A 24,637-nucleotide genomic window follows, 5' to 3' on the forward strand; every position below is an offset into this window, starting at 1 on the left:
TTTTATAATAATTCCGTATTATCTATTTCAACAGGATTCGATTAAAGTAGAACGATAAGTAAAGTATAAATGACAGTTCTATATATAATATTAAAACCTAATTACCTATGATCAAAAAGCTACAACGGCTAATTTTTGAATTAAGAGTGCTTTTAGCCGGAGAGTATACACGGGCAAAAGTGTATGAAAAATATTTAGGCGTAAAATTTGGTAAAAACGTAAGAATGACCGGTGTACCTTTTTTTTCGAGTGAACCTTACTTAATTTCTATTGGCGATAATGTGACTATTACCCAACATGTTACATTTCATACCCACGATGGCGGAGTTGGTTTATTGCGACAAAAACATCCGGGCATAGAACTTATTGCGCCAATAACTATTGGAAATAACGTTTTTATAGGCAGCCATACCATTATTTTACCTGGTATTACCGTGGGCAACAATGTCATTATTGGCTCGTCAAGTGTAATCACTAAAAATATTCCAGATAATGTAGTCGTGGCCGGGGTACCCGCCCGAATAATAAAAACCATGGATGAATATGAAGAAAAATCTCTTGCAAACTGTGATTATACGAATAAACTTTCTCCCGAAGAAAAAAAGAATTTCTATCTGAAAAAATTCCGGTCTTAATATTCAAAATAGCTATACGGATCAAGATGCAAACCATTGGCCATTACTTTCAACATTAGGGCGACGAAGATTAAATTATCGAGCCACAATAGTGAATAGATTATAATAATTTTATAAACAGGCAGATTTTCTGCTGTAACAACTTTCTATGAAGGTAGTCATTCTATGTGCTAATTATGAACCCGGCGGAGCCCAACGCGCAGTATTAAGGCTTCATAATCAGCTAAACAATAACAACATAAAATGCATCTGCATTTTTATGCATCGCAAAAGCATGGATTTTTCTGACAGCCCTACCCTGCTGCTCGAAAAAAAGATCAGCTCAGCAGGCGATGTTTGGACGGTATGTAAAAACTGGTCCCGGGTTTTGAAGGCAGAAAAACCGGATGCCGTAATTTCTTTTCTGCCTTATGCAAATATCCTCGGGCAGCTTATCAGCTATTTCAGCGGTGTTAAGGTTCGTATCAGTTCGCACCGTAACCTAAGTGAAAAAGAACTAAGCAAGCCGATAAAAACACTTGATTATTTGTGGGCCAAACTGGGTATTTATACAGGCATTACAGCCGTGTCAAAATCCACAAAGAACTCATTTAGCTATTATGGCAAAGCTATTTTCAGCAAATTAAAAGTAATTAATAACGGCATATCATTCGCCCCCTCTGCCCTCTCCAAAGATGAGTGCCGCAAAAATCTTGGCATTGATCAAACCGCTTTTATTATAGGCAATGTTGGGCGGCTGGTTGAACAGAAGAACCAAATACTCCTGATCAATATCCTACCTAAGCTAAAAGATATTTTGTTGGTAATTGTTGGCAAGGGCCCGTTGCGCGCCGAGTTGGATAACAGGGCTGCCGAGTTGGGCGTTAAAAACCAGTTGCTCTTTATAGATGAACTCACTACCCATCAGATCCCGCTTTTCCTGAAAGCGATAGACATATTTGTAATGCCGTCTAATTTTGAAGGAATGAGCAACGCCCTGGCCGAAGCGCTTTACGCAGGCCTGCCGATTGTATCTAGCGATGTTGAATCGCAAAGCGACGTATTATTGCGTGATACCGACGGGTTAGAATCTGGTATAATGGTTTCTAACGATGATCCGGAAGGCTGGATAATACAGATAAATGCCATTAAAAACGACGAGGCACTACGGACCAGCTTGTCAGAGCGTGCTATTTTAAGATCAAAGGACTTTACTGTACAGCACATGGCAAATGGCTTTATAACCATGCTGCACCAAACGAAATCATAATTAGTAACTAAACAGGCCAAACACACAAATACAATGCTGAAAGTTTTACATGTTGGAGCAAAAAACTACCCACCAGCCCATGGCGGCACCGAGCGCGTTGTTTATAATATCGTAAAATCCATTGACAAGGTTGACTTTTATATTTTAGTAGAGTGGGACCAGGAGCAAACCGACCGCATCTTTATTTTGCCAAAAAACCTGGGTTACCTGGGCAAAATGAAGTATATCTCTGCATTTGCAAAACAGCACGGTATAGATATTATACATTTTCATAATGAAAAGTATATCCCTATGGCTCTTTGGTTATCAATTACGTTTAAAAAAATTGTATTAACCATACATGGCGTCCATTTTAGAAGCCCAAAATTCAGCATGCTTAGTCGTGTAGTATTTTGGTGCGTAGATGTTATTGGCACCATCTTTTTGCCGAGACAAGTTTACTGCTCTGAATACGATGAAAAAGCCTTTGCAAAATATATTTTTTTCAGGAAAACCTATTTTATAAACAACGGAACCAACATAAGCGAAACTGCACAAACTAAAGACGATATTTTGTATGATGATACCTACATTTATTTAGGTAGGGTAACTCCGGCAAAAAACGTGGTACGGCTGGTAGAAGCGGCAACCGAGCGCAACATAAAACTGCATATATATGGCGTGTTGGATAAACAAACTCCCGAATATTGCGACTTGGTGTTATCTAAAATAAACGAGAGCAACTGTGTAGAGTATAAAGGTGTTGTGCAATATGACCAGGTTTTTGAAACCATGAAGCAATATAAAGCTTTTTTGTATATTACCATTATGGAGGGGCTTCCGCTTGCCGTTTTAGAGGCGGCTTCTTGTGGTATGTATCTTATCCTTTCGAATATCCCACACCACACGTTTTTAAAAATGCCTAAAGTTACCTACGTTGACGTGAAAGATCCGCAGATACCTTACCCCAATGAAATAACATCGGGCTTAGAAAACCGTCAGCACGTTTTTGACCATTTTTCCAATAAACAGATGGGCGACGAATATCTTAAAATTTATAACTCTTTATAAATGATAATGTGGTCAAAAATGGTTGGTGAAATCCATGTAATCCCATTGATTATCAGTTAAATACAACAAGTCGATTGAGATCTATTTCAATGAGCTTTATTAAGATGAGTTTTTTAGCCATTGAAAGGAACAGCCAAAAAGAAATGTGCCTAAAAAGGCTTAACAAGCGTTTTGATTGGCTTTTAAATAAAACTATAGAAAATTATTCCAAAGCCGTACCAACCATTTTTGACCACATTACCTTATACACTTTTAATAACGTTTGTCGTTTAAGTCTGAAAAAACACTAATGAAAACGATCATTTATTGTATAATTTTATTTTTAGCACCTAGTTTTATTGCAAATGCTCAACTAGTCAAATCTATAGACTATCGTAATTTTTATGGAATAAGCTGGCGCGGATCGCCTCATGATAATTTGGTTTATGCTAAACAAATGGGATACCAATGCGTATTTTATCAAAAGGGAATGGAGTATGACTCACTTTCTAACGGAATGTATTTCTACTTAGAAACGCCAGAATATTTTGCTTATGAAAGGATTATAGATGCAAACAAAATATACACCGATCAACAAAAAGCATTTTACCAAACCTACTGTTGCCTTAAAGACACAGTAGCACAATTTCCTTATAACCTGGCAACTGGCTGGGAATGGAAACCTGGGTCTGGCGTTTTTACTGCAATTTTAGATTTCCAGCAGCAAAAAGTTATTTCTTACGCGGTAAGCGGCATTCTAAACATGGTTGCAAAGATAGAAGCGACGAATAATAAATTTCATTTCGCAGGATATGCATGGGACGAACCAAGGGCAAGTGGTGACTTTTGGGAATCGAGCGATGGAAAACGGAAATCAGTTAAATTAGACCATTGGAGAAAAAGTAAAAAATTAAACTATCTGCAAACTAAAGAAGACTTTTCTGACTATTCGGAAGGGCACTTTGCCTTTTATAAACAATTGTTTAGCACCACAAGAAAAATTTATCCCCACGCTCATTTTATGAGCGAACCCTATAGAATATATGAAGATTGGATTTCTTCTGTGGAAAACAGGTTGGACGCAAAGGACTTAATGCCCGATTTTATAAGCCAAGAAGGCCCCGGCACTCAATTTGTAGACGACGACAGGATTTTCAGACATAATTTGATAGAAAAATCAAATGTTTTTTGTACATCACCCGATGTATTTGGCGAGGAGAATAATAGAATATTGGCCGCTAAAGCGGCAATTAATGGTGCAGGATTCGCCTGGTTTGGACGATTTGGAGGAACCGGTAACATGCCAGATTATAAAAACATCACCGAAGTTCCCGCAAGGTTAAAACTCGTCAGAATGCTTACAACTTGGGAGAACGGCAATAATATCCCATTAACAAAAAGGCTATGGGATGGGAATGTGTATCAAAGTCCAACATCATTTGTTAGTTCCGATTTGATTGCTATTACGCAACCTGGTACCGGGAAAGTCTTTGCGGTGTTTTTAACAACTAATAAATCCTACCTACTTCCAGCCAAGAAAGAAATTAAAGCGATTTTCTCTACGGACGATTTTTCAAAAGAGAACCTACATGCAGAAAACAATTTCCGGATAGGTAATGAAATGATCAAACTCAAATCCTCCGAAAACATCAATAAACAGTATATTATACTTCTAAAAAACAATCTGAGATAACATTATTTCAATCAGGTCAAAATAAAATAGTCCAAGTAAGCTCGCTATATTTTGGATTTAAATCGAACATTTGTAAATAATTTGTCAATAATATCCGTTAATTGTTATTAAAATGCTATTTTTACCTATCAATTTTCAATACTACTTTGGTTATAAATTAAAGTAAATTTTTTTAATTGATACGATTGCTGCACATACAATCTTTGATTACAATATTGAACAATAATCTAATCTTTTAATATAATATAAGAATGCTTAAAGTTGCAATTATAGGTGCCGGTAAAATGGGGATATCTCATTTATCCATTTTGGGAGCTCACCCGGACGTGGATGTTGTAGGTGTTTGTGACACCTCCAAAATGGTGAATGATTTTTTATCGCGCTACGGAAAATTCAATTGTTTCACCGATTACAAGAAAATGATGAGTGAAACCAAGCCCGATGCGGTTGTGGTTGCGGTACCTACCAAGTTTCACTATAGCATGATCAAGGATTTGCTTTTGAGCAAGGTGCACATTTTTGCAGAGAAACCATTCTGCCTTACGTCTGCACAAGGCGAAGAATTAGTAAAACTTGCCAAACAACAGGGTATTGTAAACCAAATTGGTTATCACAACAAGTTCATCGGCACTTTCAGCGAAGTGAAACGACTGGTTAACAGTGGGGTTCTTGGAAAAATATACCACTTTGTGGCAGAATCATACGGGCCGGTTGTGATACGGGCGAAACAGGACACTTGGCGGTCTGATCCATCTGAGGGCGGCGGTTGCTTAATGGATTACGCTTCGCACGTGATCGATCTGGTAAACGATATCCTCGCGCCCGTTGCTTCGGCTAAATCAAGTTTATTGAAGAAAATTTATTCTACTAATGTTGAAGATGCCGTTTACTCAACCCTCGAACTTGAAAATAAACTAACAGGTTTACTTTCTGTTAACTGGAGCGATGAAACTCACCGTAAAATGACCACCTCAATTACCATTGTTGGCACAAACGGAAAAATAGAGTCTGATGCTAATGAACTGAAGGTCTATTTAAAGGAAAATCCTCCAGAAGGCTACACCAAAGGCTGGACGGTTAAGTATATTACCGATTTAACGGAAGAAGTTGACTTTTATCTACGTGGCGAAGAGTATTCTGCACAGCTTGATTACTTTGTGAAGGCTGCCATGGGCAAAGTACCTAATACCATAAACACATTCGAATCGGCCTGGAAAACCGACAGAGCAATAGAAATGATTAAAACAAGCGCTATTTAATATATGGAACGAATTTTATTTGGAGATAATCAGTTTTTCGCGGTTAATCATATATCAGATGAAAAGTCACGCGCGCAATCTATCAAATTCAGAGAAGATGCCGCTATCATCAAAACGTTGGATGATGCACGCTCTTTAGGCATCAATACCTTTATGTGTACAACACACGAAAGGATTGGTAACATTTGCGACGTAATCCGTAGCCAGCCTGAAAAATACAAGGATTTCAAAATATTTCCTTGCATGCCTTACGCTCATAAGTATGCCAATGCCGTAACCGAACTTGGTATTGCGGGTACACTGAAACAGTATGTACCAGGCAATTTTTTTGGCTCCATGTTCAAAGGAGGTATGGCTTACCTGTCAAAAGACTATCTATCGATTATGGAACTTTTGGTCGACTCTGAAATGAAAATGTTTAAGGGCATCAGTACACCGGTAGTTTTCTTACAAAATGTAATTACCGATCTGTTCCTGGGTTTACGGGCGTATGAAGTGCTGGCCGCATTTCAGCATTATGTAAAAAAGAAATACGATGCGGAGGCCGGATTTATTACGATGAACATGCCTAAGCTGTTGGATGCATTAGAGGGCGAAGGCATTAAGAATCCGATTATCTGTTCATCTATCAACAAAGTTGGGTTTAGAATGTCTGGCGGGAAAGAAATTTATGAGGAAACGCTAAGAACGCGCCAGGTTAGGGCAATAGCGATGCAGGTGCTGGGCGGCGGAGCGATCGCCCCTAAAGAAGCCATTGAATACGTATGTGGCCTTCCGAATATCGAATCCATATTGTTTGGTGCGTCATCAAAAGCCAATATCCAAAACACGGTTGAAAACATTCATTTGTTCGATTCGAAAAAATAGAGCCTGTATCGTATTGTCCAATCGGCTATACCAACAGTTGTTTTAAATAGATATTGATAATAAAAAAGGCAATAACCGTTATACATGTAATGGTTATTGCTTTTTTTATTTAACACAGCGCCAACAAACCATTTTACTGCTTATGTGCATCAAAAACTACGCCCTATTTTTTACAGCTTGTCTAGTGTTACTGATTTCTTCACAAGCTTTTATGATCAGCGCCAAACATCAGGTTCCGGTCATAAACAGCCATTTGCTGATTGATAATAATCAGGTTATTCAAAATGATTTTTTGGGTGTCAATGCGGTGTATCACGGCTTTACTTACATGCCTGATAATATTATGGCGCCTTTAAGCGCAACTGAAAAGAACCGTGAGTTTGCGCGTGTGCGCGCTATGGAACTCAAAATAGCGCGGACCTGGTATAGACCAAATTGGGCATGTGCAACAAATTTGTTTAGCGATTTTGATTGGAACAGTATGCGAATGCAAGCGTTTTATCAGTGGCTCGATAAAATGAAAAAGTTAAATGTGAAAGTTGCATTACAAGCAGGCTGGTTTTTTCCACAAGACACCTATTTTGGTCATATAACACCAGATAGCACTAAAAATGTCGAAAGATATGCCGAATGGGTGTCGGAGTCGCTAAATCAAATGATTAATGTTAGAGGGTATAGCAATATTAAATATCTCATGCTTTTTACAAAACCTCTTAACAGTCATTCCCAAAAAGGGCCAGAAGGGGGCTTTTCTGAACCGAATTTTTACGCAAAAGTTTGTACAGAAATAAACGAAAAACTCATTAAAACAAACCTACGCTCGGCGGTAAAACTGGTTGGCCCTAATAGTGGCAGTACAGACACAGCCGCTTATGTTGGATGGAGCGTAAATAAACTAAATAACGTGATAGATATATTTAGTTGGCATACCTATAACGGGCAAAAATACAATACAAACCCGCCTTCGGAATATGATGGCTGGAAGCAGATAGTAGACGCAGGAAAAAGAAAGGTGATCAAAACAAATAAGCCGTATTGGATAGATGAATACGGAGCTAATCAACCCAACGAAAATGTTAGGCGTACAGCCGATTATGGTAATTATATTGCACAAGCCGTAGCAGCCTTCACCAACAGCGGTGCTCAAACTTCCTTATTGTGGATTCTGTTCGACCAAAAATATGAAGGCCACACAACCAACCACGATAGCTTTTATAAAGGAATACAGAGATGGGGACTAACGCAATCTCCTCAGGATAGTCTATCAGGCCCACCAAAAGTTTACCCGGCCTGGTATTCGTTTGCGATCATGAGTAAATATTTGGGGAACTATGCGCCTACAAAAGTTTATAAGACTACTAGTGCGGATAGTTTGTACGTCGTGTCAACAAGTGCTGGATCAGACTTAACCGTTATGGTGGTTAATGCCGCTCATTCTGCCAAACGATTTGACGTTAAATTTGCGCGCCCCGTTTACCGCCCCGTTTACCGCACCTTTAACAGACACGTTTACGACCCGGAGAAAATCCGGCAATATATAGGTATCGACATAATACCCTCGGATAAAAAATTCGCTGCGATTGCTACTGTTTTTTCCGATCAAATACCCGCCAGGGGTGTAAGTATTTATACAACAAAAAAATAACAACCAGATGGAACAAAAACTTCAATTATCGGCTGCCTACGGTACTATTGATCTTTCACCTGTAATAAAAAAATAATATATTTGCAGGGTTATAATTAATACGACCTTTATTTAATCATGACTACAAAATGATTTTCCTTTTTCACGCGGCTCTACAGCTTCCGAATACAACCAGGCTTCATTAAAGTTTCCCTTAGCGTAAAAATAATAGTGTATTATTGTTGTTTTTATATAATTTCGCCTATTATCATATCAAACTCAAAATAATTGCAATTATCGCCGATCAGGAAGACAATGCAAAACGTTTATATTAATTTATATTAAATGGTTCATCGCTACGCTACTTTTATAAAAACTATTAATCTTACGTTCGATTATCTTGTGTTGAACGCCAGTATGGTAATAGCTTACTATATTGTAGATAAAGTACACATACTGTGGGCTACTAATAAAAATTACCTCCCTATTGTTTTAGTATTTAACCTTACATGGCTGTTATCCGCAAATTTAACCCGCCTGTACGATAAGGTACTGAATCGCGATGCCGTTAATACCTACCGCAACGTAATTAAAACATACCTCATCTTCATCGCCCTTATCTGCATGATCGTAACCATAATAGGCATAAAAGCCTATTACATAACACCGGGCTATCTGGTTTACTCGTGCACGTTGTTTGCAATAACCTTATGGATATGGAAGCTTATATTCCTGAGCATCCGCAAGAGCGACAGGGCTTCCCTTTATGATTCGCGCAAGGTTATCATCGTAGGGAGTGGGCGTATAAGCAACGATCTGCATGATTTTTTTAGGGGCAACCCCGATAGGGGCTATAAACTGGTAGGTTTTTTTGACGATAATCCCAATTCGGTTGGCGATATAGACAAATACCTTGGCTCTACAGATGATTGTATAGATTATGTGCTTAACAATAAAATAGACGAAATATTTTGCACGCTGCCGGTTGCCGAAAGCCAAAAGATAGAGAAGCTGTTATCAGACGCAGAGAAGAACCTGATACGTTTCCGCATCATACCCGAATATTACGATTACGGCATAAAGCCCGTGCTTATCCAAAGCTTTGGCCATATACCTGTGATATCCGTAAGGGCAGAACCGCTGGAGAATATGCTCAACCGTTTCGTAAAACGCTTGTTTGACATTTGCTTTTCCATATTCATCATCGTTTTCTTTTTTAGCTGGCTTTTCCCTATACTGGCCATATTGATAAAGTTAGAATCTAAAGGGCCGGTACTGTTCAAACAGTTACGTTCGGGCCGCGATAATAATCCTTTTTGGTGTTATAAATTCCGCAGTATGCGCGTAAACAACGATAGCGACAGCGTGCAAGCCGTACGCAACGATAGGCGCATAACCAGATTGGGTGCCATTATGCGCCGCACCAGTATTGACGAGCTGCCGCAATTCTTCAATGTGCTAAAAGGCAATATGAGCGTGGTTGGCCCCCGCCCCCACATGCTAAGCCACACTATACAATACTCACAGTTGATAGATCGCTTTATGGTGAGACATTTCTTAAAACCCGGCATTACCGGCTGGGCGCAGGTGAAAGGCTTGCGCGGCGAAACCCGTACTACCGAAGCTATGCTACAACGTGTAGAAGCCGATGTATGGTACCTTGAAAATTGGTCCTTTCTTTTTGATATGAAGATTATCTTCCTTACAGTTTGGAATGCCCTAAAAGGCGAAGAAAACGCCTTTTAAGCCTACAGTTTATCCCAACCAGCCGTATTATATCGGCCATGCCAGCGCCCTATAATAACCGCTGCCACCAAGTCCGGTTTTCTGTACGGCTTAACGGCAACGTGCTGCAAAGCATCCTTAAGCTGAAAGCCCATCTTTTGATAGCTCATGTTATCTATCATTTCAAGCGATTTTTCGCTCATCAACCTTTTTTCCTCACCCGGAAGCTCGGTATATCGTAAGATCGCTTTAGCTATATCCTGCGTGTTGAAGGCATCGAACCCAAAGCCGTTTACCCCCTCTACCAACAAATCGTTAGCTGCATTTACCGTGCGGCTAAGCAACACGGGCAAGCCAGAAGCCATAGCTTCATTAACCACCAAGCCCCAGGTTTCAGAAAAGCTGGGCAGTATGAATGCTTCTGCCCCGCCAAAATACGCCGGCAACTCATCATTGCTTACCGCATCTATAAACAAAACGCTCGTGAGACCCATCCTCTGCACATCGTCCTTCAGTAACTCTTCTTCGGGGCCGTTGCCAATAATCATCAGGCGATAGCCAGTGTCCTGCTGTTCTATATCATACCAGGCTTGCAATAACCCATGCAGGTTTTTTATAGGTACCAGACGGGCCACGCAGACAATTATCTTATCTACAATATGGGCCTCCCTATCTGTTTTAAAAAGGTCGTTATCTATACAAGCAAAACCATAGAAAAAATGTACGCCTTGAGCCCTAAACATGGCATAATCGGTATCATAGCTTTTTGTTGGCAACCAAAGGGCATCGGCACTGATGGTGATGAGGTTTTTTACCCATTGTACCACCGCGTTGCGTTTTACTTGAGCAGGGCGGGCATCATCAAACATGATGAATTTTTTCTTATTCTTTTTTGCCCAGGCTATACCCAGCGCGCCCGCAAAAAAAACGATCGATGGGCCTATAATCACATCGGGCACAAGTTTATCCAATTGGGCAAACAAATCCTTTTTAAGCTCCTGTTTTTGGATATCGACCGCGCTTTTATCAGGATAGAGGCAGCCCCACCAATTATGCGCGCTGTTCACCGTATCGAAAGCGTATGGCGAACCCTTTCCAAATAGCTCTAAAGCATTCAGTTCTATGCCCTGCGTTGCAAGGTAGCCACGTAAATACACCAGCCGGCCTTTCCAATAAACCCTGAAATCATTATTTAATATCACTACTCTCATCAGGTCATTTTTTCAACTTATCCCATATAATAGGGAATAACGTTTTCATCCATAATTTAGCGAATGCGCCAAAATAATCGGCTGGGAAATGCTTTTTGATGTAAAAAAGGTATTCTTTATAAGCCAGTCCTTTGGGACTATATAAATAACTTATACGTTTTTTTAGGGAATGTTTGCCCGACAACCAATTAACTCCATGGTCGTCTTCGCAATAGCCGTAAAAACCCGGAGCAACTAAAACCTGCAAGCCGGCCTTGAATGCCGTAAGGGTGTAGTCGTAATCGGCCAGGTAGTGCGTGTAGTCATCGCAAAAGATGCCAATTTTCTCTACTACTGCAGCGTCTACCAAAAAAACGTTGGCGTTGCCCAGTTGGCATGGCAGCGTACTGCTATCGAGCGGTTGAATGGCGTAATAGGCCGCATGGTTAAGCTGATATAGCGAATGCCCACCATAGCTCATTTTCTTGCTGTTTGGGCTCAGCGTTGAACCTACCAGCACCGTGCCCGTAGCTGGCTGCGCCCTATAGCAATCAATCAACCTAGCCAAGGAACCCTCCAGCAAAACAACATCGTCGTTGTAAAGCAAAAAAACATCGTATTTTTTTTGCGTTATGGCATGCTGCCATAGGGTACGCATGCCTCCTGCCCAAAATAGGCTACCTGTTCCGGCAATTAATTTCACCTTGGGAAAAGCCGCCGCCACCGCTTGCGCGGTACCATCGGTAGAGGCGTCGTCCATCAAATAAATATCCGGATCAAGACTATCGAAACCCAGTTGGCTGATTAAACTCTTGAGGAAACAAAGTGTTTTTTGTTTACGGTTATAGCAGGCAATTAATACTGCACAATTAATATTTTGTTGCATAACGGTTCGGGGCTTCATCTTCTTCGTCGCGGCCGTATCTGTTAAACGCCTTTTGCTTGTCCTTTAAAAATAAGAATATCATTACGATAGGCAAAAACAATATCGGTTCTCCAAAGCTCAGTATCAGCAAAATAAGCACACAGTACACAACGTTTTCTGTAGTAAGCACATATTGCCGACAAAACTTGCCGTATTTATACAATAAGAATATTAAGCCCACAAGGCCAAATTTGGCAATAAAATCGCCCACGCCGTTTGAGATGTTTATCGGGTATTGCTTGTTAAGCACATCGTTATACCTGTTGCTTACACCTAATATAAGTTTATCGCCAAAACTATTTATGATGTGCCACAAGCTGGAGAAGCGGTTTAGAGGGATATCCATGTGGATGCGGTGATAATATGTTTTGAGCACCCCAAGGCGGTTAAGGTCGCGCATATCTTCGTTGTAAGTTTCGATAATCTTATCGCCCAAAAAGGGTATAAAAATAAGTGCTAAAATAATTGCGGGAACCAAGATCAAAACATAAATATTAATTTTGGGCACCTTGTACCTGTATGAAAGGAATATCAGCACCAGCAAACCCAGGTAGTTTGTTGTAGAAAATGTGGTGATGTTAGCTATGATGAGCAATATGGTTATATTATCGTACTTGAATTTATTTAAGTAGAAATGGAACATCAAAGTAATTACCAGGAAGCAGCCAAATGCGCCGGGTTCCCAAACAAAGCCAGAGTTGGTGAGCTCGTGAAAGCCTTGCGTGTATGTAAAAAACAAAGCATTGGTATAGCCCGGTATGTTATTGCCTGTTGGGAAATTAAGTGTGGCAAACAATTTATACATAGTGGCCGGTGATAGCAGTTGCAGCGCGTAGAATACAAGTGAGAGTATAGTGAGATGCACCATCACCTTAACAAAGTAAGCCAGCAATTTCTCTTTCAATACAACGCATATCAAGAAACTAACCAGTAAATATTTAAAAAGGAACAGGTAATCGCTATAGAGGTAATCGGTCTCCAAATCGTTAAAAAGAAAAAACCGTACAGTTACTAACAACACGTACACGCCCGAGAATATGCCGAAACTGTTAACGTCATTGCGGCTTATCATTTTGTTAATTATTGCGTAAAACAACAACGACGATATGAAGGCCGCCCATGCTATAGCTGTGGAAGATATAATATTGGCATTTGCAGATAACAGCAAAAAAACCAGCATTATGAAATAATTGATGTCAATTTTCTTTTGTTTACGCGCCATGTAGATGAGCTTTTTTATACAGATTAAAAATGCAGCCTAAAAAGGCAATTAAATTATGTTTTGGGTAGTGTTGACAAACTGATCCATATTTTTGAAAACGGCACTATTCTGCTTGAGTTTCTGCATATCCCAGTCCCACCATTTTATAAGTAGAAGCTGTTCTATTTCGGCAGGTTGGAAACGGTATCTCAGAATTTTTGCGGGTACGCCTGCAACTATAGCGTAAGGCGGCACATCTTTAGTAACCACAGCACCTGCGGCTACTATTGCCCCATCGCCTATTCTAATGCCATCGGTGATAATGACGTTATTGCCAATCCATACATCATTTCCTATTATCGCTATCAGCTTTTTTTCGGTATCGGCATACACAAACTCTTCAAAGCAGTTCTCATCCACAAAAGTAAAACCTGCCTGCTTTTCAACCGAAAAAAAGGCCGGATGAGTGGATACAAATACTCTTGAAGGATGCGTTCCCATACCCGTTTGTATGTTGCTGCCTATTGAACAAAACCTGCCAATCAACGTGTTTTTGATAACAGAGCCATTAGCTACGTAAGTACCTCGCCCAATATGCGATGTACCCACAACCGCCTGGTTGCCTATAACATTAAACCCCTCGAAAAAGTTACGCATGTTAAACACCACGCCGCTGCCAATTTTTACACTATTGTTGAAGTTAAGCAACCTGTAATAATTCCGCTTGAGCCAATTCCTCATTTTGTACGGTAAACATAAATATTTTAGTGCATTAAAGGTTGCTAAAGATAGCAAGTAGTCGCTTTTTTTTGCTATATTAATTATTCATCAAATATTTATTAATTAATATAATAAACGCTTGCTACCTATTTGCTTTTAAACCAACACGCACATAGTTAATTATAAAAACTTACCCTGTTAAGGGCGGACACCAAACACTCTAAAATATTATTGTCCACTCCATATTATACGTTAATTTTATAAAATTAAATAAAAATTAGATATACTTGCATCGCAAGATGCATTTCATTGCGATGTTAGTAAATTTAAACATCGCAATTTATATAATAGTGATCTATGAAAAAAATATTAATTACCGGAGGCGCGGGTTTCATCGGCTCGTGCGTGGTGCGCAGATTCGTAAACAATTACCCCGATTACTTAATAGTTAATCTGGATTCTTTGACCTATGCAGGGAATTTGCAAAACCTGATCGATATTGAAGACTTTCCGAACTATCGGTTTGAGAAAGCCGATATTAGAAATAAGGAAGAAATAAATAGAATTTTTGATAAGTATGACATTACCGATGTTGTTCACCTGGCGGCAGAATCGCATGTCGACAGGTCTATAACCAACCCGCTCGACTTTGTACTTACCAACGTTATTGGTACGGTAACCCTTTTAGAAGCGGCAAAAACAAAATGGAAAGAAAACTACGGCGAGCATTTATTTTACCACGTTTCTACCGATGAAGTTTATGGCGCGTTAGGCTCCGAGGGATTGTTTACCGAAGAAACGCGTTACGATCCGCATTCTCCTTATAGCGCAAGCAAAGCCGCTTCTGATCACTTCGTCCGCGCTTATCACGATACCTATGGTATCAAAGCAGTAGTATCAAACTGCTCTAATAATTACGGTCCCTACCACTTTCCCGAAAAGCTGATTCCCCTGATGATAAATAACATCATCAACCATAAACCTTTACCTGTTTATGGCGACGGCAACTACACCCGCGATTGGCTGTATGTAAAAGATCATGCAGTAGCCATTGACCTGGTTTTCCATGAAGGCAAATCCGGCGATACCTATAACATTGGCGGCTTCAACGAATGGAAAAACATCGACTTAGTTTTGTTACTCTGCAAACAAATGGATGAAAAATTGGGCCGTGAACCGGGTACCAGTAACAAATTAATTACCTACGTAAAAGATCGCCCCGGGCACGACAGACGGTACGCCATAGATGCCAGTAAAATAAACCGAGAGCTTGGTTGGAAGCCATCTGTAACTTTTGAGCAGGGACTTTCTGAAACCATAGATTGGTTCCTGGCTAATGAAAAATGGCTCAATGATGTAACAAGCGGCAACTACGCCACTTATTACGATAAGCAATACGCGAACATTTAAAAAAAATATATGACCATTACGCCTACGCCGCTCCAAGGATGCCTTGTTATAACTCCACGGGTATTTACAGATGACCGAGGGTACTTCTTCGAATCATTCAGCGCCAAAAATTTTAATGATGCTGTAGGTTACGAGGTAAATTTTGTTCAAGACAATCAATCGTTCTCTACAAAGGGCGTTTGCAGAGGCCTACATTTCCAAAAAGGCCAGCATGCACAATCAAAATTGGTACGGGTTACTCAAGGCGAAGTACTGGACGTGGCTGTAGATATAAGGGAATCTTCGCCTACATTCGGCCAACACTTTGGCGTAAGATTATCCGGCGAAAATCATCAGCAATTTTTTATCCCACGAGGCTTTGCTCACGGCTTTGTAGTATTAAGCGAAACAGCCGTTTTTCAGTATAAATGCGATAATTATTACAATAAAGCTTCTGAAGGTGGCTTGCTATATTCAGATCCTGAATTAAATATTAATTGGGAGATGCCTACGGCAAACCTGTTGGTATCAGAAAAAGACCTTGAGCTTCCCTTGTTAAAAAACGTCGGCGTTATGGGCCTTTAGGCTTCCTTAAGTTATTAAAACCTAAACTGAAGCATTTAACTACACCGCATGGAAAACATCATTGTATTCGGCGCATCTGGGCAGTTAGGCCAGTGCTTAGAAAAAGCCGCCTGGCAAAAAAAAATAACATCAGTGGTATTCCCTTCCAAAAAGGAAGCTAATATACTTGATAATGAAGCACTGGCCAGGTTATTCCAACAATACAAACCTGCCTTCGCTATAAATTGCGCAGCCTATACTGCGGTTGACAAAGCCGAAGACGATGCAGAACTTGCCCGTAAAATAAACAAGACAGGTGTACAGAACCTGGCGTTACAGTGCAAAGCCCACGGCGCAACGCTGGTGCACGTATCAACAGATTTTGTTTTTGAAGGCAACAATCCCCTACCGTTGGGCGAAGATGCCGCTACCAACCCAACAAGTATTTATGGCCTTACCAAGCTGGAGGGCGAGCAGGATATCATTGCCATACTGCCCAAGCACTATATACTGCGCACCAGCTGGCTATATTCTGAATATGGCAACAATTTCGTAAAAACAATGCTGAAGCTGGGCTCTGAGCGCGATGAGCTGAAGATAATTGCCGATCAAGTAGGTACCCCTACTTACGCAATAGACTTAGCCAACGCAATATTAGATATCATATCATCAGGCAAAGAAAATTACGGCGTATACCATTACAGCAACGAGGGCGTAACTTCCTGGTACGATTTTGCCAAGGGCATCTTCGATGTGGCCGGTACCAATGTCAAACTATATCCTATTCGGACTGCAGAATACCCTACCAAGGCCACAAGGCCGGCATTTTCTGTGATGGACAAGGCTAAATTTAAGAAAACCTTTGGTTTAGAGGTACCTTATTGGCGCGATAGCTTAATTACCTGCATAAAAGCTTTAGAGATAAACACAATAAACAAACCATAAACAAGTACTATGAAAGGAATTATCCTCGCCGGCGGTTCGGGCACACGTTTGTATCCTATCACCAAAGCCATAAGCAAACAGTTAATGCCTATATATGATAAGCCGATGATATACTATCCGCTATCAGTATTGATGTTGGCGGGAATAAACGAAATTTTGATTATCACGACTCCTGATGATCAGGCAGGCTTTGTGAGGCTGTTAGGCGACGGAAGTGAGTTAGGCTGCCGCTTTGAGTTTGCTGTACAGGAAATCCCTAATGGCTTGGCGCAAGCTTTTGTAATTGGTGCCGATTTTATAGGCAAAGATAAGGTAGCTTTAATCTTAGGCGACAATATTTTTTACGGATCTGGCTTTAGCACGTTAATTCAAAGCTTTAGCAACGTTAGTGGCGCTGCCATATTTGCATATCCCGTTGCCGATCCAGAACGGTACGGCGTAGTAGCTTTCGATAAAGACTTCAAGGCCCTGTCTATAGAAGAAAAGCCTTTAAAACCCAAATCTAATTACGCGGTACCGGGTTTATACTTTTATGATAACCAGGTTGTAGAAATTGCTAAAAACATACCGGCATCGCCCCGTGGCGAGTACGAAATAACAGACGTAAACAGGGTTTACCTGGAAATGCAAGAGCTACACGTAGGCGTAATAGATCGGGGCACAGCTTGGCTTGACACCGGCACTTTCGACTCTTTGAGCGACGCAACCGAATTTGTACGCGTTATAGAAAAACGCCAGGATACGAAAATTGGCTGCATAGAAGAAGTTGCTTACCGGATGGGATTTATTAGTTACGAAGCCCTGCAGCAACTGGCAATAAAATATATAAAAAGCGGTTACGGCAAATATTTGCAAAATATTGAGAAATAAAGGCTTGCTTTACTCTACACCATCGCATAATAATGATCATACGATAGTAATGCGTTAAACGAATTTTTTAATTTTTATTTCTTATAATCATTACAAGCAATTAGTTTTAGGCAACTTTACGGGTTACCCATGAAACCAAAAAAAAGCAAACGAAAATTTCACCTTATTGATAAGATTGCTCTGGGGCTAAACATAGTAACAGCAATATGCCTTCTGTTGAGTTACCTGGCTCCTGGCACAGATCCGCGCGACTCTGTTATTATTGCCACACTGGGTTTTGGGTATTTGTTTTTAGTAGGTGCCAATCTGATTTTTGTAATTTACTGGGTTTTTAGAAAACCGCTATTAATGTTGATATCCTTGGTATGCGTGTTATTTGGATTTCAAATGATGAGCGCGCAATACGGTTTTCGCAAGCAGGTTATTGCTAATGAAAAAATCGATTCGAACAGCGTAAGGGTGATGCAATATAATGTACATGGCCTAAAAGGTATAGATAGGTTTGAAGACATGCCTATTCAAAATGAGGTTTTAGATATTATCGGTAATAAACAACCTGATCTTCTTAATTTAGAGGAATTTGTAAAATACAAAGTAAACCGCGATTCGATTAGCAATCAAATAAAAACCACCTATAACCTCAAGTACGCCTATTTTAATATAGATAAAGTATTTAGAGGGGATTCAACTGGTAATATCATGTTTTCCAGGTATCCAATTATTAATGCCGGGGAGGTAGATCCTCGTAATTTAGTAAATACTAAAGCCATATTTATTGATATAAAATACAAGGGTAAAATTGTGCGGGTTTATTGTATTCATTTAATAGCCGTTCAAATTAAGGCTCGATCAAAGAAAAAGATTTTAAGCGGTAGCGCAGGTATAGATAATACAACATTTATCTTTAATAAGCTAACCGGGGCTTTTGTCACACGCAGCTATCAGGTTGATCAGATAAAAAGAAGTTTCGACTCGTGCCCGTATCCTTTTATCGTTACGGGAGACTTTAATGATACGCCGATTTCCTATGCCGTTAATGAGTTAGGCGACGGGCTAAAAAATGCATTTATTGAAAAAGGCAGCGGGCTACAAACAACTTATTATTCCACTTTACCCTTGCAAATTGACTACATTTTTGCAAGCAAGCAGTTTGATATATTAAACTATCAAGCAGTTAATAAAAAAATATCTGACCACAAAGCGATTATTAGTGATCTAAAACTTAAGTAAGAATATTCTAATAATAAGCAGTATTTGGGAATTTATCCTAAAAAATCCTCAACAAATTTATTCATCACCTTATCAACGTTAAGGTATTGCACAGCATATTTGCGGGCATTTTCTCTTTTCTCTTCCAGTTCCCCGTCAAGCTTTATTTGCAATATTTGGTTGGTAAGCAAATCTTGGTTGTCCCTATCCTGAGGTTCCACAACGTAGCCAAAATCATAATCGTGCACCATATCGTACAAGGACGTACCCGGCGAAGCGGTAATTATACTGGCACCGCCTACGGCCAATATGGTGGTAAGCTTAGATGGCATCACCAAATCGCCCGCATCTGCTATTTGCAGCACAAGGTGTATATCGGCCATGTTCAAAAACTCGTTGAATACATCTTTCTCCTGCACCTGCAGGAAAGAGATATTGGTAAGACCTTTCCGCATGGCTTGCTCATGTAGCTGATCTTTATAAGGGCCGGATGAGCATATGATAAATTTGATATGTTCCATGTGCAGCAATTCCTCGGCTGTTACCAATATACGTTCCAGCCGTTGCTTTACCCCTACCGCGCCCGAGTACAGGTACACTATATCGTCGGGCTTGTAGCCCCATTTGATTTTAAGCTTGTCGCGATTAGGCAACGGAAAAAAGTAATCTGTATCTACCCAATTTGGAAAAAAAACGATATCCCGGCTAAACTTCGCTTTTATCTTTTTTATCATCCCATCAGATATACTGCTCACAAAATCGGCCCTCTTCAGTATCTTATGCTCTACTTTAAACAAGCCTGCCAACACCATCTTTTTAGAAAACAGCTTAAGGTCGCGTGCTGCCTCTATCTGCATATCCTGAATATGATAAAGCAGCTTACCACCGTTGAATCGCTTCAGCATAAGGCCCAGGTACGCTAAATGGAAAGGCGGGGCAATGGTTATGATGAGGTCGAACTTTTGTTTAAATAAAATAAGCTTAAAAACCATGAAAAATTTGGTAACCCAAAACGAGAAATCCTGTAAGGCGCGCTGCTTGCCGGTAGGATCACTGGGAATATAAGATGGGCACCTGTAAATAGTTAAGGTAGCGCCACTTTTTTCGTTATATATTACCTCTTTTTTATACCAATGGTTAGTGTAAGGCTCTTGCACCTTCCAAAATGGGTAATACGGAAAAGTAGTAATTACTGTACAGTCATAGCCACGGTTTACCAACCAACTCAACATCTCACCATTATATTTTCCAATACCAATTGGTTCAGGAGAGAAATTATGACTAATTAACAGTATTTTTTTCTTATCCATTTATAAACTAAGCCTTTGGCCTGTAACACGTGTGGGCCGGTAAACCCGGCAAATAAATATTTAAATATAACGGAATTAACTGAAGGCCACGTCCTAAAACACATATTAAGTTAAATCAACCGTTAAATGGGAAGTGATTTTCAAAAACATACTGCTAACCATAACGTTGCCAATGATATGATTACGTTGTTTTTAGGATGCCACTTCATTTCCTCAACATTTCCTTCGTTTTCAGCACTATAAAATATTCGTAGATGGCTTGCATAGTGGCGTACGTAACACCGGCTGCGCCATCTAAAAAAGCCCGCCTTACCACCACCATGTAAATCCATTTAATAACAGGCCGACCAGGCAATTTGTAAAAAAGGCCTTTTTGGTGATAACGGCGCTGTGTAAAATCGGCACTAAACAATGCTTTACGTACCGAGAATCTCTCATTTGTGTTAATTTGCTGCAACCGCATAGCAGCTTCCATATCCGCATACCCCAAGTGCCGGCTAAACCAATACTTAAAACCCTTGCTAAAGGGATAATGGTCAAGGTAGCCATCCAGCCTGCCTACTGCGCCATCAGGTATCGATAACGGGTTTACCAGCCTTTCGTACCGCATTTTGCCAGGGCGGAAAAGCCGCAAGTAAAATGGCGATACCTGAGCATGTTTTAGCCATTTGCCATTCCAGGCAAAATCGCGCCGGCGTATTTCGTACGCTACGTTTATATTCTCTGTATCAAAACCTTGAAGCGCGCCAACTAATTCTTTAGAGACACGTTCATCGGCATCTATATATAATACCCATTTATACTTAAAAACAATATTGGCAAGGCCCCAATTTTGATGGGCCGACCAGTTATCAAACTTGCGGCTGGTTATTTTTGCTCCGGCCGCCTTTGCTATTTCAACCGTTTTATCATCACTCAGCGAATCATACACGTGTATATCATCGCACCATGCAACAGATTCAAGGCAACCCGGCAAATCCTGCTCCTCGTTTTTGGTAAGTATCAATACAGATATCATCGATCAATATCATTAACCATTACCCTTGCCTTAAGAGGCTTGCAAGGATGCCCGGCGCATACCGTCCATTCTGGCATATCATTTATCACTACCGACCGGGCTCCAATTACACAGCCGCTTGCAATAACTACACCGGGATGAACAAATGCTTCGGCTGCTATCCACGCATTGTCGCCCACATAAATGGGCCTAGTAACCAAGGGGGAGCCTGCCTTTGTATAGTCATGCGTACCGGTACACAAGTAAACCCCCTGTGAAATTACCGCCCTGCGCCCTATAGTAATTTTACCCTGCGAGTATAGTGTGGCACCACTGCCAACTCCGCATTCATCGTGCAGTTCTAAATTCCAGGGTGCCCAAATTTTCACGCCCGGATACACATGCACCCCCTTGCCAACTTTTGCCCCAAAGCAACGGAGCAAAAACGAGCGCCACACATGAAAAGGCCTAGGCGAAGGCCTAAAAAAAAACAGCGACGTAATTTGCCATATAACCCTGGCCGCACGATTGGCTAACGAAAAAGATGGACCGGTGTATGTATCCTGATTAATCATTCAATAAAAAAGAAATACTCAAATTGGATACGCCACTATAACATTTATTTAATTCGAGATGTGGGTTCAATAAAAAAATGTTAGCTTATTTTACACAAAAGCATCCTGATACAGCAGTTACTATTTTAAGCAATAATACTAAACTTATACAATTTTTACCAATACTATTTATTTATAGCAACAGATTGCCGAAATAATTAAATTTTCAATATATCATAGCACTACATTAGTATTTACAGGCGAGCCTGGGTATAAGCAACAACAGGCAAAACGATTACAAAAAAAGAAAAACGTAAATTAACAGAAATTGACCCATTGTAAACCCGCTAGTGCCCCTCAAAAATTGCTTTTATAAAGTGCTTGGCAACACGTTCTATATCAAAGTGTTCTTTAAATACAAAAAGGGATTTTTGTGCCATGCTTGCTTTTTGGGCAGGAGGCAAACTTACCCAGGTGTTTAGCAGTTGCCGGGTGCCATCAAACGAATCGGGAGCCGTTATGCCTCCGCCACCACTTTCTATCTCTTTCCAAATATTTACCTGCTGCGACACCAGCACAGGCTTTCCGCAGGCAAGTGCTTCAACAACGGCTATCCCAAAATTTTCCTGATGGCTGGGAAGTACAAACGCATCACAATTGTAAATAGCGCCCCATTTTACATCTCCGCTAAGCATGCCCGTAAAATGTATGTTATCTTTTATATCTGGGTAATGAGCTAGCAGCCGCTGTAATTCCTTACCGTAAGATGTATTTAGGCCAGGCCCCGCAACAATTAATTTGTAGCAAGCGTCTGTGCCGTTTATTTTTCGATTCACTATTTCGGCATAGGCCTTTATCAATAGGTCTACCCCCTTCTTTTTATGTATGCGGCTAAAAAAAAGCAAAAAGGGCTTACCTATTGCATCGGGGCACTTATTATAAAAGGCTTCGTCCATTTGAGCGGAATGCAGTGGCGGCGCAATTATGCCGTATCCCACATTCATCTCTTTCTTCGGGTGATATGGCGAAAACGCCATTCGCGCAAGTTCCAACTCAGTTTGGCAGGTAAAAAACAGGCCATCTGCATCGTTTACTACTTTGCTTTCTATAAACTTCCAATAAAACCAGTTGCGTATGGCTTTTAGCCTGCGATCTGCGGCGCGCTGAAAGTACGGATCGAGCATGCCATGCGGCATTACGTATAACTTGGGTGGCGCCACCAGTTGCGCATTTTTATGGATTTTTTTTTCCAGTTCCCGCTTTACACTCCAGCCCGCATAACTCGAATATAACCACAAACCGTTGATGATAACTACATCAAACCGCGCCATATTAGCCAACAGCCAAGGGCGTAATTTATCAGAATATTGCCACTTACCCCGGGCTGGGCCTAAAGCATGTATAGTAAAATTGTCCATACCTAAAAATGGACTATCGGGCGCATCCAGACTCACCACTTCTCTGCTGATGCCATTATGCATTAGCTGAGGATTGGTATTGCGTATGCCCTGGCAGGGGCCGCCACTGGCCGGATCCATACTTGCAATAATGTGCAACAGCTTCATTTAAATGATATATTAGTTTTGTTATGCCCCTTTGCTTTAAGTATATCTATGACAGCACCTATCACTTCATCGGGCGTTATCGATAGGATACATTTCTTATGCTGTATAACGCACACATCCAGGCAGCATCCGGCGCAATCTGTTTTATGGTATATGATTTTATTGCCATTGCCACGCGGGTACCATTGCCTCGGGTGGTGCCTTGCCGAAAAAACTGCTGCGCAAGGCGTACCTACTGCTGCGGCCATATGCATAGGCCCGCTATCGTGACCAATAAATACCTCTGCTTGCTTCATTACCGCTCCGGAGACTCTCGGCGTGGTTTGCCCACATAAATTGATGGCGTTGCCGCCCCATGCGGCAATACATCCATCTGCCCTTGCGGCTTCATCTGGCCCGCCAAGCATTACCAGCTGCCAACCGGGTAGCAGCATCCCCAATTGCTTAAGCATACTTTGCCAATTAGCTTCCTCCCAATCGTTCACCTGGTTTTTAGTACCCGTGCTTGCCGCTATTATGGGTTGCCCCGCCTCAAGAATACTAAGCTTTTTGTGGGCAGTTGCCAATTCCTGCTCTGTAAAACGCAAGTCCCAGTATTTATTATCATCCAACGGTACAGGCCCAAGCGCTCCTATCCTCCGGGTCAGTCTTTTAGCTTCCCATTCCAAATCACCAGTCAACTCATCTACCGACAATAGAAAATCAGGTAAAACCCGCGGGAAACCTACAGTATTTTTGATGCGGGCAGCTTTAAAAAAACACCGGTCTCTAAAAACAGTGAGCTTGGTTTTAAAAAGCGTATTCAGTGCCCGCACGCCGGCAAGGTATACTACGGTATCTATTTGGAGAGCCCTTATCTGCTTTAATAACTCAAATAAAACCTTTACATTACGGGTGCCCACCGGGTAAGCCAATACCCTGTCAAAGAAATAGCCACGTCCTAAAATACTCTCTAGTGGGGCTGCCTTTGCAGCTACGGGAGTATTTGTTAATAGCGTTATATCTGCATCGGGATAAGCCTCTCTTATTTTATGAAAAGCGGGCAAGGCAATAACGGTGTCGCCAAGACTGCCTAACCTGTATATTAATATTCTTTTTGCAGGGTTACCCATTAATG

The 24,637-nt window shown here is 40.8% G+C and carries 22 protein-coding genes; 13 read left to right on the forward strand and 9 right to left on the reverse strand.

The features are described 5' to 3' along the window. The first annotated feature begins 107 nt into the window (after positions 1 to 107). From E2R66_RS07230 to E2R66_RS07265, 8 genes are all read left to right on the forward strand, one after another. On the forward strand, positions 108 to 635 hold the full coding sequence (locus E2R66_RS07230) for an acyltransferase (RefSeq protein ID WP_133228295.1): 528 nt from the start codon (positions 108 to 110) through the stop codon (positions 633 to 635). Positions 636 to 783: 148 nt separating this feature from the next. Next, entirely contained in the window at positions 784 to 1,884 is a 1,101-nt protein-coding gene (locus tag E2R66_RS07235) for a glycosyltransferase family 4 protein (RefSeq protein ID WP_133228292.1), read from the forward strand. A 33-nt stretch (positions 1,885 to 1,917) separates the two neighbouring features. Next, a complete protein-coding gene (locus tag E2R66_RS07240; RefSeq protein ID WP_133228290.1) occupies positions 1,918 to 2,934 on the forward strand; it encodes a glycosyltransferase family 4 protein in 1,017 nt (338 codons plus the stop codon). 289 nt (positions 2,935 to 3,223) lie between these two features. Further along, on the forward strand, positions 3,224 to 4,606 hold the full coding sequence (locus tag E2R66_RS07245; RefSeq protein WP_133228287.1) for a hypothetical protein: 1,383 nt from the start codon (positions 3,224 to 3,226) through the stop codon (positions 4,604 to 4,606). 251 nt (positions 4,607 to 4,857) lie between these two features. After that, positions 4,858 to 5,865, forward strand: coding sequence for a Gfo/Idh/MocA family protein (locus tag E2R66_RS07250; protein ID WP_133228284.1), 1,008 nt, complete (start codon positions 4,858 to 4,860; stop codon positions 5,863 to 5,865). Between the two features lie 3 nt (positions 5,866 to 5,868). Continuing rightward, positions 5,869 to 6,732, forward strand: coding sequence for an aldo-keto reductase family protein (locus E2R66_RS07255; RefSeq protein ID WP_133228282.1), 864 nt, complete (start codon positions 5,869 to 5,871; stop codon positions 6,730 to 6,732). A gap of 142 nt (positions 6,733 to 6,874) precedes the next feature. Then, positions 6,875 to 8,377, forward strand: coding sequence for a hypothetical protein (locus E2R66_RS07260; RefSeq protein WP_133228279.1), 1,503 nt, complete (start codon positions 6,875 to 6,877; stop codon positions 8,375 to 8,377). A 324-nt stretch (positions 8,378 to 8,701) separates the two neighbouring features. Continuing rightward, positions 8,702 to 10,102 carry an undecaprenyl-phosphate glucose phosphotransferase gene (locus E2R66_RS07265; protein ID WP_133228276.1) on the forward strand — a complete coding sequence of 467 codons (1,401 nt, stop codon included), beginning with the start codon at positions 8,702 to 8,704 and terminating at the stop codon, positions 10,100 to 10,102. A 2-nt stretch (positions 10,103 to 10,104) separates the two neighbouring features. On the opposite strand, the gene E2R66_RS07270 is transcribed toward E2R66_RS07265, so the two are convergent. Genes E2R66_RS07270 through E2R66_RS07285 form a run of 4 tightly spaced genes read right to left on the reverse strand, consistent with a single transcriptional unit; the run spans position 10,105 to position 14,138 of the window. Beyond that, positions 10,105 to 11,292, reverse strand: coding sequence for a glycosyltransferase (locus tag E2R66_RS07270; protein WP_133228273.1), 1,188 nt, complete (start codon positions 11,290 to 11,292; stop codon positions 10,105 to 10,107). A 4-nt stretch (positions 11,293 to 11,296) separates the two neighbouring features. Next, positions 11,297 to 12,157 carry a glycosyltransferase family 2 protein gene (locus E2R66_RS07275; protein ID WP_158288351.1) on the reverse strand — a complete coding sequence of 287 codons (861 nt, stop codon included), beginning with the start codon at positions 12,155 to 12,157 and terminating at the stop codon, positions 11,297 to 11,299. Continuing rightward, complete coding sequence (locus E2R66_RS07280; RefSeq protein ID WP_133228270.1) at positions 12,141 to 13,418, reverse strand: hypothetical protein; 1,278 nt, start codon at positions 13,416 to 13,418, stop codon at positions 12,141 to 12,143. The genes E2R66_RS07275 and E2R66_RS07280 overlap by 17 nt, the downstream gene beginning before the upstream one ends. Before the next feature lie 48 nt (positions 13,419 to 13,466). Further along, complete coding sequence (locus E2R66_RS07285; protein WP_204985883.1) at positions 13,467 to 14,138, reverse strand: CatB-related O-acetyltransferase; 672 nt, start codon at positions 14,136 to 14,138, stop codon at positions 13,467 to 13,469. Between the two features lie 336 nt (positions 14,139 to 14,474). On the opposite strand from E2R66_RS07285, the gene rfbB reads away from it, so the two are divergent. The 5 genes from rfbB to E2R66_RS07310 all read left to right on the forward strand — a co-directional run bounded on the left by rfbB (position 14,475) and on the right by E2R66_RS07310 (position 19,115). After that, positions 14,475 to 15,527: a dTDP-glucose 4,6-dehydratase gene (gene rfbB, locus E2R66_RS07290; protein WP_133228268.1), complete on the forward strand. Its 1,053-nt coding sequence runs from the start codon at positions 14,475 to 14,477 to the stop codon at positions 15,525 to 15,527. Between the two features lie 9 nt (positions 15,528 to 15,536). Next, positions 15,537 to 16,091: a dTDP-4-dehydrorhamnose 3,5-epimerase gene (gene rfbC / locus E2R66_RS07295; protein WP_133228266.1), complete on the forward strand. Its 555-nt coding sequence runs from the start codon at positions 15,537 to 15,539 to the stop codon at positions 16,089 to 16,091. Between the two features lie 48 nt (positions 16,092 to 16,139). Beyond that, on the forward strand, positions 16,140 to 17,015 hold the full coding sequence (rfbD, locus tag E2R66_RS07300; RefSeq protein ID WP_133228264.1) for a dTDP-4-dehydrorhamnose reductase: 876 nt from the start codon (positions 16,140 to 16,142) through the stop codon (positions 17,013 to 17,015). Between the two features lie 9 nt (positions 17,016 to 17,024). Then, the gene (gene rfbA, locus E2R66_RS07305; RefSeq protein ID WP_133228262.1) at positions 17,025 to 17,885 is read left to right on the forward strand and encodes a glucose-1-phosphate thymidylyltransferase RfbA; all 861 of its coding nucleotides are present in this window, start codon (positions 17,025 to 17,027) and stop codon (positions 17,883 to 17,885) included. 129 nt (positions 17,886 to 18,014) lie between these two features. Next, positions 18,015 to 19,115: an endonuclease/exonuclease/phosphatase family protein gene (locus E2R66_RS07310; protein WP_133228260.1), complete on the forward strand. Its 1,101-nt coding sequence runs from the start codon at positions 18,015 to 18,017 to the stop codon at positions 19,113 to 19,115. Between the two features lie 32 nt (positions 19,116 to 19,147). On the opposite strand, the gene E2R66_RS07315 is transcribed toward E2R66_RS07310, so the two are convergent. The 5 genes from E2R66_RS07315 to E2R66_RS07335 form a co-directional block, all read right to left on the reverse strand. After that, on the reverse strand, positions 19,148 to 20,404 hold the full coding sequence (locus E2R66_RS07315) for a WcaI family glycosyltransferase (RefSeq protein WP_133228258.1): 1,257 nt from the start codon (positions 20,402 to 20,404) through the stop codon (positions 19,148 to 19,150). Between the two features lie 205 nt (positions 20,405 to 20,609). Continuing rightward, positions 20,610 to 21,422, reverse strand: coding sequence for a glycosyltransferase family 2 protein (locus tag E2R66_RS07320; protein ID WP_133228256.1), 813 nt, complete (start codon positions 21,420 to 21,422; stop codon positions 20,610 to 20,612). Next, the gene (locus tag E2R66_RS29250) at positions 21,419 to 21,976 is read right to left on the reverse strand and encodes an LbetaH domain-containing protein (RefSeq protein WP_133228254.1); all 558 of its coding nucleotides are present in this window, start codon (positions 21,974 to 21,976) and stop codon (positions 21,419 to 21,421) included. Before E2R66_RS29250 ends, E2R66_RS07320 begins: the two co-directional genes overlap by 4 nt. 326 nt (positions 21,977 to 22,302) lie before the next feature. Further along, positions 22,303 to 23,520: a glycosyltransferase gene (locus E2R66_RS07330; protein ID WP_133228252.1), complete on the reverse strand. Its 1,218-nt coding sequence runs from the start codon at positions 23,518 to 23,520 to the stop codon at positions 22,303 to 22,305. Then, positions 23,517 to 24,632 (reverse strand): glycosyltransferase family 9 protein, encoded by a 1,116-nt coding sequence (locus E2R66_RS07335; RefSeq protein WP_133228251.1) that lies wholly within the window; start codon positions 24,630 to 24,632, stop codon positions 23,517 to 23,519. The genes E2R66_RS07330 and E2R66_RS07335 overlap by 4 nt, the downstream gene beginning before the upstream one ends. Between the last annotated feature and the right edge of the window lie 5 nt (positions 24,633 to 24,637).

The sequence above is a fragment of the Mucilaginibacter psychrotolerans genome, from assembly GCF_004519315.1.
Taxonomy (GTDB): Bacteria; Bacteroidota; Bacteroidia; order Sphingobacteriales; family Sphingobacteriaceae; genus Mucilaginibacter; species Mucilaginibacter psychrotolerans.

Bases quoted from the DNA above. Each gene is read 5' to 3' on its own strand.
- E2R66_RS07230 (WP_133228295.1), top strand. From the start codon at position 108: ATGATCAAAAAGCTACAACGGCTAATTTTTGAATTAAGAGTGCTTTTA.
- E2R66_RS07235 (WP_133228292.1), top strand. From the start codon at position 784: ATGAAGGTAGTCATTCTATGTGCTAATTATGAACCCGGCGGAGCCCAA.
- E2R66_RS07240 (WP_133228290.1), top strand. From the start codon at position 1,918: ATGCTGAAAGTTTTACATGTTGGAGCAAAAAACTACCCACCAGCCCAT.
- E2R66_RS07245 (WP_133228287.1), top strand. From the start codon at position 3,224: ATGAAAACGATCATTTATTGTATAATTTTATTTTTAGCACCTAGTTTT.
- E2R66_RS07250 (WP_133228284.1), top strand. From the start codon at position 4,858: ATGCTTAAAGTTGCAATTATAGGTGCCGGTAAAATGGGGATATCTCAT.
- E2R66_RS07255 (WP_133228282.1), top strand. From the start codon at position 5,869: ATGGAACGAATTTTATTTGGAGATAATCAGTTTTTCGCGGTTAATCAT.
- E2R66_RS07260 (WP_133228279.1), top strand. From the start codon at position 6,875: ATGTGCATCAAAAACTACGCCCTATTTTTTACAGCTTGTCTAGTGTTA.
- E2R66_RS07265 (WP_133228276.1), top strand. From the start codon at position 8,702: ATGGTTCATCGCTACGCTACTTTTATAAAAACTATTAATCTTACGTTC.
- E2R66_RS07270 (WP_133228273.1), bottom strand. From the start codon at position 11,292: ATGAGAGTAGTGATATTAAATAATGATTTCAGGGTTTATTGGAAAGGC.
- E2R66_RS07275 (WP_158288351.1), bottom strand. From the start codon at position 12,157: ATGCAACAAAATATTAATTGTGCAGTATTAATTGCCTGCTATAACCGT.
- E2R66_RS07280 (WP_133228270.1), bottom strand. From the start codon at position 13,418: ATGGCGCGTAAACAAAAGAAAATTGACATCAATTATTTCATAATGCTG.
- E2R66_RS07285 (WP_204985883.1), bottom strand. From the start codon at position 14,138: ATGAGGAATTGGCTCAAGCGGAATTATTACAGGTTGCTTAACTTCAAC.
- rfbB (WP_133228268.1), top strand. From the start codon at position 14,475: ATGAAAAAAATATTAATTACCGGAGGCGCGGGTTTCATCGGCTCGTGC.
- rfbC (WP_133228266.1), top strand. From the start codon at position 15,537: ATGACCATTACGCCTACGCCGCTCCAAGGATGCCTTGTTATAACTCCA.
- rfbD (WP_133228264.1), top strand. From the start codon at position 16,140: ATGGAAAACATCATTGTATTCGGCGCATCTGGGCAGTTAGGCCAGTGC.
- rfbA (WP_133228262.1), top strand. From the start codon at position 17,025: ATGAAAGGAATTATCCTCGCCGGCGGTTCGGGCACACGTTTGTATCCT.
- E2R66_RS07310 (WP_133228260.1), top strand. From the start codon at position 18,015: ATGAAACCAAAAAAAAGCAAACGAAAATTTCACCTTATTGATAAGATT.
- E2R66_RS07315 (WP_133228258.1), bottom strand. From the start codon at position 20,404: ATGGATAAGAAAAAAATACTGTTAATTAGTCATAATTTCTCTCCTGAA.
- E2R66_RS07320 (WP_133228256.1), bottom strand. From the start codon at position 21,422: ATGATATCTGTATTGATACTTACCAAAAACGAGGAGCAGGATTTGCCG.
- E2R66_RS29250 (WP_133228254.1), bottom strand. From the start codon at position 21,976: ATGATTAATCAGGATACATACACCGGTCCATCTTTTTCGTTAGCCAAT.
- E2R66_RS07330 (WP_133228252.1), bottom strand. From the start codon at position 23,520: ATGAAGCTGTTGCACATTATTGCAAGTATGGATCCGGCCAGTGGCGGC.
- E2R66_RS07335 (WP_133228251.1), bottom strand. From the start codon at position 24,632: ATGGGTAACCCTGCAAAAAGAATATTAATATACAGGTTAGGCAGTCTT.